Genomic DNA, 16375 nt, shown 5'->3' on the forward strand with positions numbered 1-16375 from the left:
CTATTTTTTTATGGTCAATTGAATGCTTGATGGGTAAAGCTTACTGTGGTAAACCGTTTGCGTTGCTGTTTTAAATGTCAGTTCGGTAACTTCTGCTAATGGTAAAAACCGATTGCCATGTCGATCAAATGTCGGAAATAATGTACTTGTTATATTCACTCGAATCGCATGCCCTTTCTTAAAACGATGTGCAATTGAACCAGCCAAAATTTCTAATGGATAAATTTCATTGGGAATCAATGGTTCACGCTGATGAATACCATTTCGTGCGCTTGCGCGAAGTAATCCTTCTGCAATATTAATCGATCGACCATCCGGATAAACATCGATTAACTTAATGACAAAGTCCGTATCATCTACATTGGTTGATACATAGAGTGTTGCCTTCACCTCACCTACTACAACCAAATCTGCTGGTAGCGCTTCAGATGTATAGACAAGCACATCATTACGAATCTCAATAGGCTGTTGATTTTGGGCGCCCATGGGTGTTAAGATAGGATCTGCGCCAGATCGACCACCTATTGCTGGTACATATATGGATGGATGATAAACATAAATATCTTTCTCACTGCTTTGTTGTAAAATCTCCTCAGTTAGTTTTCCTGTACCATTAATAGAATTCGCCCGATCTTCACTTGATAAATACAGTACTTTCTCTTCACTTTTTGAAAGTGGCCATTGTTTGGACACATGCCACTCATTTTCTCCTGTAACGAAATAACGAACAGATTCTTCCTTCCATCTCGTTGGATAATCCTTCAACCATCTATCAAACCATTTAATAAGTATTTCATCAACATGATTTTCTGCATTTTTGCCAAAGTCTATCTGCCCTACATATCGAGACCATGGCATATGATACCAAGGTGTTAAAAATAAATATTGATTTTCTCTGGCAAGTTTATTTTTACTTTTCTCTTTAATCCCCTGGAAATTTTCAATCGTTTTATCAACATAAATGTCATACCATCCCCCTAGATGTAAAGCTGGAACTGAAATATTTTCATATAATGCTGGAGATTCAGGAAGTCTTTCATTCATTTGCCGAATCCACTTTTGATAAAATGGAACAAGCTCATTTTTGATGATCGGTACATTTTGTAAAGGTAAGTATTGATAGCATTCTTGAATATTGGTTGTCGCCAGTTGCTGGAGCCACTGCAGATCCTTTTTTCGTACTGCTTCATTTTGGCTAATAAAAGTTGCCCAAGATAAATTTAAAGCTAATGGAAAAGCGCCATTCTCTGACACTCGTAATGAGTTGGAACCACACATAAACGGTGCTATACATGTAAGATGAGGAGGTTGTTCTGCTGCTGCTAAGAGTTGTGAAATACCTATATACGAAAAGCCATATAACCCTACTTTCGAAATGGTATGAGGCAATGTAACTGCCCATTCGATCGTATCGTATCCATCCTCTCCCTCATGAACTAACGGATGAAACTCGCCTTCAGAAGACCAACGTCCACGGGTATCCTGGACAATGACAACATAGCCTTGCTCGGCATACCAAATTGGATGTGCATAATTCATAGTTTGTGCATCTTCTTTGTTATAAGGCGTTCTCAATATTATAATCGGATAATCTGTCTGATCATTTGGACGATAAATATCTGCATATAATTTTGTACCATCTCGCATCTTAATAGGTACATTCGGTTGATGAATAATGTCTCTCTCAATAATCGCTTGGTTCATATTTACACCCATTTCTTATATTTTAATAGACGAAATATTCGGATATTTAAAAATAAAAACCAGAGGCAACAGCGAAATTTTTTCTTGATATAAAAGATAAATATGTTGATCGTACCATTCTAAACACAAATAAATTCATACATATGCTTATTTAAGCAATTGGAAGGCCCAAAACATTCTATATTTTTTAAAGATCATATTTATAACACATAACTGTAAAATCGAGAATATCGTAGTCATATTCCAGACTACGCACAAAGCCAAATCGTTCATACAGCCGAATGGCATCCGGCATTTTTTCTGATGTATGCAAATATAAGGAATTCGCACCTTGCACTTTTGCATAATTGATGCTGGCCTCCAGTAACTTTCTTGCAATACCTCTCCCTCTTATTTTCGGATGCACGCCTAGTAAGCGAACGACAGGGGCATTTATTGGCATATTTAAATCTTCGTAAGCATCTGTCCCATTTGAAAAGATTTGAAGCGTACCAACGATTTCATGTCCTATTTTAGCGATTAATACCTTTGCAATTAACGGATTGTCAAGTGAAGCTCGGATATACTCCATATAATCATAGTAATCTTGAACATTACTATAGCTATTTTGATATTGTTCATAACTCGAAACTAAAACGTCTACTGCTTTTTCTTTATCATATGGCGCAAGTTCTTCAATGATTAAATCAAGCTGACTCATTGATTTCCCCCTCAAAAGTAACGATTCACAGCACTACGACTTCATCTACAATAGCAGATTGTAATTATTAGGTTAATGTGAATAATAAATGAAATAATACCAAGTTGTCAACTAGAAATAGTTATATTAATGATTAAAAATTTTTATCTGAACAAAAAGACCCAATTAGAGAAAGCCAATCATTACAGAAATGACCCTTGCCCACCAAGAAACTAGCTAATTTATAATACTTTCCTAAAATCAAAAGAGAACTGGATTCATCCAATTCTCTTAAGTACAAGTCGGAGCTATACACTACCATTAATATATTACGATACTACGTCCTGCTTTATTCGTAAAATTAATCGACCTGATTCCATGATCATTTTCACTATCATTACAATCATTTATTTTCTAAGGATTTCTTTTCATAAACCAATAAGATACAACTTGCTATTGAAGAAGCAAGAAACACAATGGCCCCCGGCAATGCTCTTGATAAAATATATCCAGCTTGATAGGATGCAAACAGTAAATGATAAATCACATAAACAAAAGAGACTAAAGCTATTATATAAAATGTGTATTTAATCAAATTAAACTCATTTTTTTTCATTATTATTATTCCTTTATATTTATTTTTTCCTATCTATAGAATAATGTTTTATAGCTCCTCTTTCAACATAACCATATTTTCTCTTAATTAATTTCTTTTTTCCAAAAGGTCGTTTTAATACTTTCTCTACACGAATCTTATGTTTATGTCTTCCTTTTTTATAATAAAAATCCCTTGATTTATATCCTTTATCTGGCCCAGTAAAGGAAACCTTAGTAGTAATCTCAAGAGAAATTCCATAAGTTGATTCAGCCGATTTCAGGAAACTTCCTTTTAAGCCCGAAAATTTTTGTCCAATACTAGCATGAATTTTTTTAGTTTCTTCAGTTGTTTCACCTCGTGCAACACTTTTTATAAAATATGGCTTTGATAAATAAGACCAAGATTTTACTATACCTTCATCGTAAGTATAATATCTATATGTCGCTGGCTTTCTTTTAGCTTTTACTGTATTATCGCTGAATACAGTATCTATTTTATCGACTTTAGTTTCAGTAACTTCTACAATTGATAATAAATCTCCTTTTTTAGTGTTGTTACTTGAATTTGTATAAATAGTTTTGGAAGAAATTATTTTATCCTCTTTGTTATTATTATCATTTTTTAGAATAAACTCATCTAATAGAAGCCCTAAACACAAAACAGAAATTATACATATAAAATATTTATAAATTAATTTCAAATAATCTCACTCCCTTCCTAATTTCACATTTAATTATACTTAATTTTATATACATTAATATAAAAAATGTAAAAACATGAATTAAGAAGGATTAAATTAGTTAAATAGTCTTATTATATATTTATTTTTTCAAAATGAATAATATTAGAAGGACCAAATTTCTCAAATCGTTTAGCTTATTTGGAATCATTAAGTTTTATAGAATTTCACAGCAAGTCTAATTAAAAGTTTCTTAAAAATATATAGTCATTTAGACTTAGATTTAATATAAAGTAAGATGCAAAAGTAAGCTAGAGCATCATAAGACATGATTAAATTTTTTATTTACTTAAATTATATATAAGCTAGAGAGAACATCAAAGCGGAGGTTAATTTCAAAATGCCAAACGAAAATAGAACCATTCACATTTAGCATAATTAAGTGAAACTAATCGTAATTGACATTAAAGAAAGTATATTAGAATCTTTTTTATTTCACCTGTGATCTACTGAATTATGGACAAGATATGAGGATAGATATAAGCAAAAATATAATATTACTCATAAAATCATACGTATTTTAATAAAAACATCTTCTAGAACAATGCAAGACTACTGAAAAACTATACTCCGTTTTTATTAATGAAAGTTCATCTTTTTTAATTTTTAATAACCACAACAGTTAACTTTTTCAGTAGTCTTCCCATACTGAATGACACTCCATTCACTAAGCACGAGCTATTTCATTATTTTAAATAACGCCAGCCGCCAGTATAGGAAATATCTTCTCCTATTTCTAAAGCATTGGCCTCACAGATGAATCCTAATACTTCCGATTCGTCTTCCAACAGCACTTTTCCGATTCCTAATGGAGCAGGAATATTTGTCATAAAATGTCCTACTTTTTCAATAGGCATTTTCCAAAGTTCTAATTCAATAGCGGTACCCTGCTTATTGTTAGATCGTATTAATCCAGGTTTCGGAGGGTCTGAAGGCAATTTTATCATCCTGTATACAGGTGCACTTTTTGTTTGACGTACAAATACTGCCCCATGTTCAAGCATTTGACTTTCAAGTTCGAATCCTCGCATATGAAGACCGCATACTGCTAATAATACGGTTTTCCTTTGTTTTTCGGGATATTTTCCATACACCAAGGCATTGGCTAAACCACTTATTAAATGCTCATTTATGCTACTTGAAAATAAAGTGATCCCAAACGGTAAATTTTGTTCTATATCTTCTCCTGGGAGTGCTATGGCACATAAGTCTAAAAGATTACAGTGGTTTGTGTATAGACCCATTAAACTATTTGTATCGATTGGGTCTTTCCTCACCTCTTCTCTAGTCCATGTTCCTCCAGCTGTAGGCATGATTAAAACTGCATTTTGTAATTGCTGGTGCGCTCTTTGTTTCAATGCTTGCAGTCGATGTATAGCGTTAAACACAGAAGCTGCATCGTACCCAGACTTTGTAGCTGACTCTAGTACTGTTTCCGTGACAGGAAAAACCGCTGCCTTATTAGCTGTAACAAATTCACCCAAATCAGCCCAACGCTCTGCTACCCATGGCCCATCGTATAAAATAGCTGCCGCTTCTGATAAATAGCTGCCATCTATATATTCAATCGGAATATTGAACTGTTGGATTCGCTCAATGGTAGCTGCCCAAGCTGCCTTATATTGATCAGCAAATGGACCATAAAAAGTCAGTGGCTTCTCTAAGATATAGATTTTTTCAGGAAGTGCATCTCTGTGACGTGTTACTTGTTTTGACCACGGATCGGATGCTTCAAACCCCCGAACGACTTCATCTATAAGCATGGCATCTGACAACTCATGGGTAAATACAGAAACGCAATCTAAACTAGCACACGCTGGCACGACACCTTTTACTGGCCATGCGCCTAAACTAGACTTGTAGCCCACAAGACGGTTGAGTGCCGCTGGTACACGACCAGAGCCCGCTGTATCTGTACCGAGGGCAAAAGAAGCTAGTCCGCATGCTACCGCAACAGCCGATCCCGAGCTAGAGCCTCCGCTAATTAAATCAGGATTTAGAGCATTTTTCGTCTCGCCATAAGGACTTCTCGTTCCAACAAGGCCCGTTGCAAATTGGTCTAAATTGGTTTTACCAATAGGAATGGCTCCAGCATCGACTAAACGTTGCACGACAGTTGCATGATCAGAGGGTGTGTACGCAAACATCGGGCATCCGGCAGTCGTTGGAACACCTTGCAAATCAATATTGTCTTTAATAGCAAATGGAATTCCCCAAAGTGGTGCTTGTTGAGGATCCATATCCTTTAAATGTTCCAAATAAGGCTGAATCGCTTCTTTTGTAGGAGGCGTAATCCAAATATGATAATCTTGATACTGTTCCGTACGTTTAAGAATTTCCTCTATTATATATTCTGGTGTTACTTCTAATGATCGATATTTTTCCTTCAATTCAGTGATTGACAATTTTTGCAGCAGATTCATCGTTTGCATGGTCCACACCCCTTTTTCCCTTTGATAAAGCAACTATTAGTTGTCCTGCTTGTACTTCTTCACCTGAGGATACATATACACTATTTACCCAACCATCAAATGGTGCATATTGCGGAAATTCCATTTTCATACTTTCTTCAATAATAAGTGGATCTCCTTTTTTCACTTCATCCCCAGGACAAACTAATACTTTCCATACACTCCCTGGCAAAGCGCTACGTACTGCTTCCGCTCCCTCTGGCAATTGTTCCTCCACTATTTCTATCGTTTCATGTTCTGAAACATATTCATCAAGACCAAGTGTGTGCCATCTTTCACGTTCAGCCTCAAAAGCACTTTGTTGTGTCGTTTTAAATTCAGTAGCACTCTCTTTGATCGTTTCTAAAAATAAGATATAATCTTTCACTTTAAAAGTCGTTTCCTGAATTTCTACATTAAATTGACCTCGTAAAAATTTTTCGCGCAGTTCCAGTAACTCGTCTGCTGCTACTGGATAAAATTGAATTTGATCGAAGAATCGCAGAAGCCACGGTTTCCCTGATCGAAAACTGATCGTTTCACGCAAACGATTCCACATTTGAACCGTTCGACCAACAAATTGATAGCCTCCAGGACCCTCCATACCATATACACACATATATGCTCCGCCGATTCCGACGGCGTTTTCAGGCGTCCATGTACGTGCCGGATTATACTTTGTTGTGACAAGGCGGTGACGCGGATCGATAGGCGTTGCAACAGGTGCTCCAAGATAAACATCCCCAAGTCCAAGGACTAAATAATTTGCATCAAAAACGATTTTTTTCACATCTGCAATACCATCCAACCCATTAGCACGGCGGATAAACTCTAAATTACTTGGACACCATGGTGCATCTGGTCGAACATTTTTTTGATAACGTTCAATGGCTAATTGTGTTGCAGGATCATCCCATGAAAGTGGTAATCGAACAATACGTGATGGCACCTCCATCTCTTCAAGAGAAGGTAAATGTTTGTTTAATTCCTGAATGATTTTACATAATGCTGAAATAGACATTTTTGTTGCATCAATATGAATTTGTAATGAACGAATACCTGGCGTCATATCAATAATAGGAAGATCCTTCTGTGATTGAATAGCTTCCATTAATGCATGCACTTGGAATCGTAGCAGCAAATCTAATTCCATATCACCATATTCGATTAAAATATTCTCATCCCCATCTGCACGAATACACATAGGAAAACGGCCGGCCGTACATTGAACAAGAATAGGTGCATTCGTTGAAAAAGGTTTAGATTCCTTTGAAAACTGAGGAAGCCTTACGAAATCATCATTATGCTGACCTACCTCCTCTAAAAATTTTTCCTGCGATTGGCGTAGATCATCAGCTTCTTCTAATGTTAAAATACGAAATTGAATATGATCTCCTGCATGCAGCTGTCCAATTTTCCATAATTCAGCAGAAACTGTTGTAACTGGACATACAAAGCCTCCTAGACTTGGACCATCTGGCCCCAATAAAATAGGCATATCACCTGTTAAATCTAGCGTTCCAATCGCATAGGCATTATCGTGGATATTCGATGGATGCAAGCCTGCCTCCCCACCATCCTCACGTGTCCAAGGAGGCGTAGGACCGATCAAACGGACGCCTGTTCGAGAGCTATTAAAGTGAACTTCCCAGCTCGTTTCTGTTAGCTGGTTCAAATATTCAGGTAGTAAATATTCCTCCGTACAATGGGGCCCTGCCATAACACCAATCGTCCATTCATTTGTAAAAACAGGTTGATATGGTTTAGGAAGTTCTGTAAATACAGCTGTATGATTTGTATGGATGCGTAAAATATCACCTGTTCGCAGTGCTCGACCACCGTGTCCGCCAAAACCGCCTAACGTAAAAGTTGAGGCACTTTCAAGATACAGTGGTACATCTAATCCACCAGCAACAAGCAAATACGTTCGCATTCCTTGTTTTGCTTCTCCAAATGATAATACTTGATCACGTTTAACATGAATAACCTGATACATCGGTGCAGTCTCTTCATCTATTTTGGCTTCCATATCCGCACCTGTTAAGCAAATAGACATATCCGTTCGAAATTTATAGGCGCCTCCTCGAAGGGTAAACTCAAGGCCAGCTGCATTTTCTTTATTGCCTAGCAACTGATTGCCCATACGAAATGAAAAAGCATCCATAGGTCCACACGGTGGCACCCCAACGTCCCAATGTCCGATGCGTCCGGGAAAGTCTTGTACAGTTGTTTGAATACCGCCATCTATTACTTCTATTGCACTTTCGTCCGGCGCAAAACCATTCAGCATTTTTGTATAAACATGTCCTGATTTATAATTTTTTTCTTTCAAAAGTGCCTCAAGATACTGCAAGTTTGTCGTAATACCGTAGAATCTAGTATCTTTAAGAGCATTGCTTAGTTTTTGAATCGCTTCTTCTCTTGTTGCCGCGTGAACGATGATTTTCGCAAGCATTGGATCATAAAAAGAGGTAACTGTAATGCCATCACGAACCCACGTTTCAACTCGTGCATTTTCTGGTAAATGAACTTGGTCAATAATTCCTACACTTGGTTGGAAATTATTCAAACAATCCTCTGCATAAACACGTGCTTGAATGCTATGACCCTTTGGCTTGAAATATAACGTCTCTAATCCATGCAGTTCATCAGCTGCTTCCTTTAGCATCCATTCTACTAGATCGATACCAAGCACTTCCTCCGTTACTCCATGCTCTACTTGTAAACGTGTGTTGACCTCCAGAAAATAGAAATGCTCAGTCATTGGATCATATAAGTATTCAATTGTCCCAGCACTACGATAGCCCACTTCTTTTGCTAAACGTTTAGCAGCCTCTAACATATTTTCTCGTACAGATGGTTTTAGTAATGGTGCAGGGCTCTCCTCCACTACTTTTTGATTGCGACGTTGTACAGAACAATCTCGCTCTCCAAGTGCCACGACCTCACCATTTGCTGTACCGAAAATCTGTACTTCTATATGACGTGCATTGGCAATATATTTTTCGAGAAAAACACCACCATTATTAAAATTCTTCTCTGCTAAATGACAAACCGATTCATAAGCTTCACGTAGGGCCGTTTCATACATACAAATACGCATCCCTATGCCACCGCCGCCTGCTGTACTTTTTAGCATGACAGGATAGCCAATTCGTTTGGCCTCAGTAACCGCGCTCTCTACATTTTGAATGAGTGGCGTACCAGGTAAAAGAGGGACATTTGCCTTTGTTGCGATCTTACGTGCCGAATGTTTTAAACCAAATAACTCGATCTGTTCTGGAGTAGGGCCAATAAAAACAATTCCCTTTTCTTGACAAGCTCGAGCAAAATCGGCATTTTCGCTTAAAAAGCCATATCCTGGATGAATTGCTTCTGCACCTGTATCGAGCGCTGTTTTCAAAATAAGATCCGCATTTAAATAACTGTCTTTTGCAGTCCCTTCTCCAATCAAAACTGCTTCATCAGCTAAATCAACATATAGACTATCTTGGTCTGCTTTTGTATAAACGACAATAGAGTAAATATCCATTTTTCGTAATGTTCTTACAATTCTTGTGGCGATTGCTCCGCGATTTGCAATTAAAACCTTTTTAAACATATCAAACACCCCTTTAATTTATCCCGCTTTAACGGGCAGTAGACCCCCGATTTAGAGAGAAACGAAAAAGATAGATGGGAGATCAACTGCCCGTAAAAGTCCGATTGGTTCGGGCCAACAAGATGTTGGTCCCTCAGGTGTTGCCACAGGACGTGGCGCTTTTAGCCTGAGTTCCTCTACTTCAGTGGAGGATGAAGAAAACCCCCACTGATGGAATTTCATTTTATCTGTCCCAAATCAGTAATTGTATAGGAGTTGGATTATAAGCATTACATGGATTATTTAGTTGGGGACAATTACTGATTAATACAGTTGTACGATGAATCGCCTTCATCTCCACATATTTACCCGGTGACGAAACACCGTCATCAAATTTCAAGCCGCCATCTGGTGTCACTGGAACATTCATAAAAAAATTGACATTGGGCGATAGATCTCTCTTTGTAAGATTCTCTCCATATTTCGCTAACTGCAACATATAGGTATCCCGACAATTATGCATTGGCAATGTATCATGTGAATAACGAACTGTATTACTTTGTGCCGAGCAAGAACCACCAAGTGTATCATGGCGTCCACATGTATCAGCAATGATTTCGACTAATTCTTTCCTTGATTCTGAAACAAGCACAGAACCTGTTGATAAGTAAATATTCTTTTGACGTTGAATCGTATTCACAGCACTATAATGATCAGAAGGATGATCGCCATCAAAAAAGAGTGTATCTACTGCTTGATTTCCCTCTAAATCAAGAATTCGAAGAACTTGTCCAGGCTCGATTGTATACAACCAACCTTCTCCTGCTAATAGCTTTTGGTTATAAATAGCATCTTCTGCTTTACGATTGCTCTCTACATAATTTAATACAGTCATTATTGATGTCCCCCTTTAGTAAGCATTAAATATTCCCATGTATTTTCAAATGCACGACGATTCTCGTCACGATAATTCAAACAAATATCATCTGATTGAATAGGCTCTGCATCTGTTATCGTTATTTCTATTGGAGTGGATGGATACGTGTTCTTGGTATCAAAAGGATGTGGTGTATTGGACAATATAAGCAAAACATCCATCTCTGTTCGCAATGTTACAGTATCTCCTTTCTTCGCATGCCCTTCAACAAAATGCATGTTTCCTTCATCGTCGCAGTATACTTTGGAAAATAAATTGACGACGGGAGATAAATCATTTACCTTCAAGCCATTACGAACTAATTCAATCAGCAAATTATCTTCACCGTTTCGATACCAATCATTCCGCATTTCTTGGTATGTCGTTCGACCATACTTTTCCTCGATATGCTGTTTTGTACTATATCCCGAAATCGTGTCATGCCAACCAACAGAGTCCTCCACAAAGCTAGCTAATACTCGGCCATTATCACTCATTAATACATTGCCCTTTGTTAAAAAAGCCGTATATTGTGCCTTTAAGGAATCCGGCATATTGTAACGCTCTGCTAGATCATCTGCATTATAGAAGAGGAGAGAAACATTGGCATCATCTGCTAATGCTGTAAATCGAATATTCTTTCCTCTTTGAATGTAGCTCGACCATTTCCCACCTGCCGGGATCGTTTTGCTGAAAATTGAAGTTGTTTTTTGCATATTTTTTCCTCCTTAAAAATAGTAAAAGCCCAGGAGACATCATCTCCCAGGCTTTTATCCTTCCGTGAATACAACTTTGAACATATCGTTGTACGTTCTCTCTCGGACCAGCCTTTAAAGATTTCCTTTCTTTAAACGGAACCCTAGAGAACTTTTTGTTTCTAACTTATTTGTAGAAACCTTTATTCAACCTAAATATAAAAAATATTCCCAATATTCAGTATATTAATACTATACAATGCTTGTCCAATAAAGTCAACTATCATATGTTACTTTATCTAACATATTTCTTTTTTTCTATATTTTGAGATACTGCAATCGGTGTTTTAGCTTGCAGCCACTTCTTCCTTATAAATAGATAAACAAAGCCTATAATGATCCAAGTAATGCCAACTTTTAATGTGTATTTGTCAAGTAGCGTTAGTAGCCAACCGATAAAAGCAACACCGATCAACGGAAAAATTAAATACAATAGCGTATCTTTTGCAGAACGCCTTTTTTCTCTAATATAAAACTGAGCAATAACGCATAGATTCACGAATACGAATGCTGTTAAAGCACCAAAACTAACAAATAAAACGGCCGTATCTAAATTGATAGCAACAGCTGAAAGGGAAATCACTGCTACAAAAATGATATTGGCAACAGGAGTCTTAAACTTAGGATGCAATGTCGTAAAAAATTTTTTCGGTAAAATCGATTCTTTCCCTAATGCATAGAAGAATCGGCTCACACTTGTCATAGAGGATAATCCTTGCGTAAAAGTGGCAATGATCAGCACTAAAATAAATAACGAGCTGAGCAAGTTACCTCCAATTAATTGAACTAGACTATAAGCCGCATTGTCCGGGTTTTGGAACGTAAAATCTGGGTAGGCAATTGCTGTTAAATACGAAATAGCCATATACATAAGCGCCGCTATAAAAATAATATAGAAAATGGCTTTTGGAATTGTTTTTTGTGGATCAATTGTTTCTTCTGCCATCGTTGTAACAGCATCAAATCCTAAGAAGCAAAAACATATTAATGAGGCACCTGAAAAAATAGAACTTATCGAACCATTTTCAATATTAAAAAAGGGTGTCAGTGAAAAGAGTGAGCTCACTCCATCATTCACAAGTATGTCTTTCATCGTCAGTATGCAAAAAAGAGCTATAAAGGCGATTTGACATAAAACTGAAATACTACTAACTCGTGCCGCTGACTTAATGCCCAGTATGTTTACAATCGCTAAAATAATATTCATCACAATAATCCAAATATAAATCGGGATAGAAGGAAATTCCGTATTCATAAAAATACCAAATGTCAATATCGCAATAATAGGCGAAAAAACATAATCGATAATCAATGCCCATCCTACTAAAAATCCTACTTTAGGATGAATCGCCTTCTCCGTATAAATATAAGCAGATCCAGAAATAGGATAAGCTTTCACCATTCGGCTATAGCTATACGCTGTAAAGAAAATAGCAATAAAAGCTGCCATATAGGCTGCAGTCATTTGTCCATCTGCGGCATTGAATGCCACACCATAAACTGTAAAATAAATCATCGGTGTCATCCATGCAAGTCCCAAAAAGACTACTTGCGGTGTTTTAAGGGACCTTATAAGGCTTGTTTGCCCTTCCATATAATCATCCTTTCTCCTAATTAAAATAAAATAAGCCCGAGAGAATCTTTTCGGATTCTCCCGGGCTTTTATCCCTCCGTGTATACAGTAGATACTGTACGCTCTCTCTTGGACCAGTCTTTAAAATAATCTTTAAACGGAACCCTAGAAAGCTTGTTACTTATCATGCATAACAGCATTATGAAGTAAGTATTTTGTTAAAGCTTATCTAAAGTATAAAAAATATAAATAAAAAATGCAATACTTTATGTTATATTTTCTAACATATATTTTACATATATAATAACATCTATAGATTTAATATAAAAACACGAATAAAAAATCGTATTTCTATTCTTTTATGTTATATTTTCTAACAAAAACTCTTTCTATCTATATAATATTAAGCTTTTTGGTATAAAGCATTACTATAAATCGTTGAAATCTTTATACGCTCCAGCCGATTCTTATCAATACAAGATTTTACATACTGGGATCATTAATCATTTTTTCTTAAAAAAGCAGAAAGCAGACTTAAATCTTTCATACCTTTCCACATCAAAGAAAAGGGTGCTCTAATCTTTTGGGATCTGTTCATTGATTCCTCTTGATTCAAACAAAATAGAGCGTGTAAAGATTGGAGCTGTATGCTAAATCTGAAATCACGAGATCTATTCGATATCATTTTCAAGGAATTTCGTCATTTCTCCTAACGCATAAATATGAAGCTCATGCATGGCCCTTGAACATGCTGTATAGAAATAATTTCTCTCCATTTCTTTTTGATAATTTGTGGCAGATGCATCCCAAATCAATACCGCATCAAATTCAATTCCTTTCGCCATATAAACGGGTAGCAACACAATACTTTTTTGATATTGTGTCGTTTGATAGTCGATTAATTTTATATCCATATAGTACTGTAATTTTGGATATACTTTTTTACATTCCTCCGCTGTTTTACAAATCACCGCGATTGTTTCATAATTTTTCTTTAAATCTTGGATGCGTTTCACTAGTTGCTGAACCAGTTGGTGTTCGTCTGACACAATATTCAATGTTGGGCGTTTTCCGTCTCGATTGAATGACTGAATTTCCTTTTTATGTCGTAAAATACTAGATGTTAAATGTGTGATTTGTTTTGTTGAGCGATAACTTTTATTTAGCGTCATCTTTTCAACACCGCTGCCATATAATTCAGGTGCCAATAGGGATGGGTTTTGAAATGTATGCGGATGAATCGTTTGATGATGATCGCCTAAAATCGTCATACGTGCATAGGGAAATAACTGTTTTAAAACATATAATTGAAAAGGTGAATAATCCTGTGCTTCATCGATGACAACATGGCGGATATATGGATTTATACGTTTTCCTTCAATTTTATCCTGCAAATATAAAAATGGTGTAGCATCTTCATACAAAATATTACGTTTTTTTAATGAAATGCTCGATTCCCTGCAAATCATCTCCCAATTTTCAGGAAAATCACATGGTAACTTTTGTTGCATGCTTTCATTGAGCTGAAATAATTGACTGTACAATCGAAAGACATTTACAAATTTTAAACGTTGGATCGCTTGCTTTATGGGTTTGAAATGTTTTTTTACAATTTGAATGGCTAACTTTGCGCGTTCTTGTTCAAAATCATCAAAGGAGTTTTCTGTAAATTTCCCTTCCTGCAACAATTCTCTGTACGTCTTTGTATAATCTTCTATGTCTAATAAATCGCTTTTTTCTTCCACCCATTCTTTTGTTCTCTCTATTTTTTCTTTTTTCACAATCTCCTTTAATAACCATTCTTTCACAAGCTGTAAACGATTTGGAATGGATATAGTACGATCAAGTGAATAAAAATAATGTTTGATCTGCTCCGCACTGATTAGTTTTTCACCACGAAAAATAATATTTTTAAATTGCATACCTTGTTCTGAAAGCAATGAGACATAGGCATCTAAAAGATGTTGAAAATGAAGACTTGCTTTATAAGTGATCATTTGTAATCTATTTCTATAAATTTGTTCATTTTGCTCAGATAACATCGTTTCTAACTGCTGATAGGGGTGTTCTAATTCATATTGACTCCCTATATTCTTTTCTATATATTCCCAGAAAGTTAACTGTTGCATATTTTCTTCCCCTAAATCTGGTAATACATTATTGATATAACGATTAAACAATTGATTAGGAGAAATCAGTAAAATTTGATCTGCTGTTAGCTGATCTCGATATCGGTACAATAAATAAGTGACTCTCTGCAATGCAACAGCAGTTTTTCCGCTTCCCGCTACACCATCAACGATTACATAAGGGGTTTTCATATGACGAACGATTTTATTTTGCTCCTTTTGAATCGTTGTAACAATCGTGCGCATATGTTCACTCGCATTTTGACTAAGCATCTCTTTTAAAATCGTATCTTCAATAGCTATTCCTGTATCAAACATAGTGTGCAATTTACCGTTCTTTATGATAAATTGCCGTTTTAATAACATTTCACCATGAATCGTTCCATCTATGGAATCGTAGCTTGCAGCACCAGGTAGCGCATCATAAAACATACTTGAAATAGGAGCCCGCCAATCATAGATGAGTATATGATCCTCTTTTTCATCCATTAATGTAGAAATGCCTATATAGACTTTCAAAGGGTTTTTTTGTCCACGCTGTAAAAAATCGATTCGTGCAAAATAAGGGGAATCGGTTAAGCGTGTTAACAAATGGATTCGTTTTTTTATGCGTTCATCATTTCTTTCACGTTCAGACAGTAACTCTGCCTGCTGCTTGATACTGATAGATGTTTCCAAGGCGTCTTCTGCAGAATCTACATTAACTTTCACATCTTCCCAAAAGTTCTTTTTCAAACCGATGACTTGAGTTCTGTAGAGACTAGAATTCCGTTCCAATCGTTCAAGCTCATGATGAAGTACTTCTAAACAATGATCCAAATAATGTTCTTCACTGAAATGATTATTCATATATTCCATCCCATGTGCACCCCTTTAGTTTTGGCTTGTATTCTACATCATAGTGCCCGTGGCGGGAAATGAACAGTCTATTAATCAATTTACAAATATGGTATAATATATATAGAAAAATAATGTGTTGATTATCCAATTTCGTCCATAAAAAACAGGAAGAATTCGTTGAGTTCCGCTACGGATTGCTCGCTTTCCTGTGGGACATTGAATTGACTTCATTGAATCGACATCGCATGGAGGAAATGCGCATGTATTTTCGAGGACTCGAGCAAACCTCCGCTCCAATCTACATAGTGGAGCTAAAAATACATGTTTTTTGAGGATTATGTCAAATATATCCTCTAATTTCTTCCTAATCAATGCACCTGTAAAAAATTAATAATCTCTAAAGAAAATTTAG

General features: G+C 36.3%; 10 protein-coding genes and 2 riboswitches. All 10 genes read right to left on the reverse strand.

The genetic code is table 11. The features are described from left to right. Entirely contained in the window at positions 1-1704 is a 1704-nt protein-coding gene (locus FEZ13_RS13830) for a CocE/NonD family hydrolase (RefSeq protein WP_146547733.1), read from the reverse strand. Between the two features lie 187 nt (positions 1705-1891). After that, positions 1892-2404, reverse strand: coding sequence for a GNAT family N-acetyltransferase (locus FEZ13_RS13835; RefSeq protein ID WP_146553171.1), 513 nt, complete (start codon positions 2402-2404; stop codon positions 1892-1894). A 382-nt stretch (positions 2405-2786) separates the two neighbouring features. Beyond that, positions 2787-2999, reverse strand: a complete 213-nt coding sequence (locus tag FEZ13_RS13840) for a hypothetical protein (protein ID WP_146547731.1) — start codon at positions 2997-2999, stop codon at positions 2787-2789. A gap of 19 nt (positions 3000-3018) precedes the next feature. Beyond that, the gene (locus FEZ13_RS13845; RefSeq protein ID WP_146553172.1) at positions 3019-3681 is read right to left on the reverse strand and encodes a hypothetical protein; all 663 of its coding nucleotides are present in this window, start codon (positions 3679-3681) and stop codon (positions 3019-3021) included. Between the two features lie 725 nt (positions 3682-4406). Beyond that, positions 4407-6152 carry an allophanate hydrolase gene (gene atzF, locus FEZ13_RS13850; protein WP_146553173.1) on the reverse strand — a complete coding sequence of 582 codons (1746 nt, stop codon included), beginning with the start codon at positions 6150-6152 and terminating at the stop codon, positions 4407-4409. Continuing rightward, positions 6112-9771 (reverse strand): urea carboxylase, encoded by a 3660-nt coding sequence (gene uca, locus FEZ13_RS13855; protein WP_146553174.1) that lies wholly within the window; start codon positions 9769-9771, stop codon positions 6112-6114. Before uca ends, atzF begins: the two co-directional genes overlap by 41 nt. Before the next feature lie 223 nt (positions 9772-9994). After that, on the reverse strand, positions 9995-10645 hold the full coding sequence (locus FEZ13_RS13860; protein WP_146553175.1) for an urea amidolyase associated protein UAAP2: 651 nt from the start codon (positions 10643-10645) through the stop codon (positions 9995-9997). Continuing rightward, the gene (locus FEZ13_RS13865; protein ID WP_146553176.1) at positions 10645-11382 is read right to left on the reverse strand and encodes an urea amidolyase associated protein UAAP1; all 738 of its coding nucleotides are present in this window, start codon (positions 11380-11382) and stop codon (positions 10645-10647) included. Before FEZ13_RS13865 ends, FEZ13_RS13860 begins: the two co-directional genes overlap by 1 nt. Before the next feature lie 41 nt (positions 11383-11423). Next, a riboswitch (guanidine-I (ykkC/yxkD leader) is annotated at positions 11424-11540 on the reverse strand. Between the two features lie 116 nt (positions 11541-11656). Continuing rightward, the gene (locus tag FEZ13_RS13870) at positions 11657-13015 is read right to left on the reverse strand and encodes an APC family permease (protein ID WP_146553177.1); all 1359 of its coding nucleotides are present in this window, start codon (positions 13013-13015) and stop codon (positions 11657-11659) included. 55 nt (positions 13016-13070) lie between these two features. After that, a riboswitch (guanidine-I (ykkC/yxkD leader) is annotated at positions 13071-13174 on the reverse strand. Positions 13175-13665: 491 nt separating this feature from the next. Continuing rightward, the gene (gene helD, locus FEZ13_RS13875) at positions 13666-15981 is read right to left on the reverse strand and encodes an RNA polymerase recycling motor HelD (RefSeq protein WP_146553178.1); all 2316 of its coding nucleotides are present in this window, start codon (positions 15979-15981) and stop codon (positions 13666-13668) included. Positions 15982-16375: the final 394 nt, after the last annotated feature.

This window comes from Rummeliibacillus sp. SL167 (genome assembly GCF_007896505.1).
In the GTDB taxonomy this organism is placed as follows: domain Bacteria; phylum Bacillota; class Bacilli; order Bacillales_A; family Planococcaceae; genus Rummeliibacillus; species Rummeliibacillus suwonensis.

Excerpts from the sequence above, each read along its gene's own strand:
- FEZ13_RS13830 (WP_146547733.1), bottom strand. The coding sequence starts at position 1,704 with ATGAACCAAGCGATTATTGAGAGAGACATTATTCATCAACCGAATGTA.
- FEZ13_RS13835 (WP_146553171.1), bottom strand. The coding sequence starts at position 2,404 with ATGAGTCAGCTTGATTTAATCATTGAAGAACTTGCGCCATATGATAAA.
- FEZ13_RS13840 (WP_146547731.1), bottom strand. The coding sequence starts at position 2,999 with ATGAAAAAAAATGAGTTTAATTTGATTAAATACACATTTTATATAATA.
- atzF (WP_146553173.1), bottom strand. The coding sequence starts at position 6,152 with ATGCAAACGATGAATCTGCTGCAAAAATTGTCAATCACTGAATTGAAG.
- uca (WP_146553174.1), bottom strand. The coding sequence starts at position 9,771 with ATGTTTAAAAAGGTTTTAATTGCAAATCGCGGAGCAATCGCCACAAGA.
- FEZ13_RS13860 (WP_146553175.1), bottom strand. The coding sequence starts at position 10,645 with ATGACTGTATTAAATTATGTAGAGAGCAATCGTAAAGCAGAAGATGCT.
- FEZ13_RS13865 (WP_146553176.1), bottom strand. The coding sequence starts at position 11,382 with ATGCAAAAAACAACTTCAATTTTCAGCAAAACGATCCCGGCAGGTGGG.
- FEZ13_RS13870 (WP_146553177.1), bottom strand. The coding sequence starts at position 13,015 with ATGGAAGGGCAAACAAGCCTTATAAGGTCCCTTAAAACACCGCAAGTA.
- helD (WP_146553178.1), bottom strand. The coding sequence starts at position 15,981 with ATGGAATATATGAATAATCATTTCAGTGAAGAACATTATTTGGATCAT.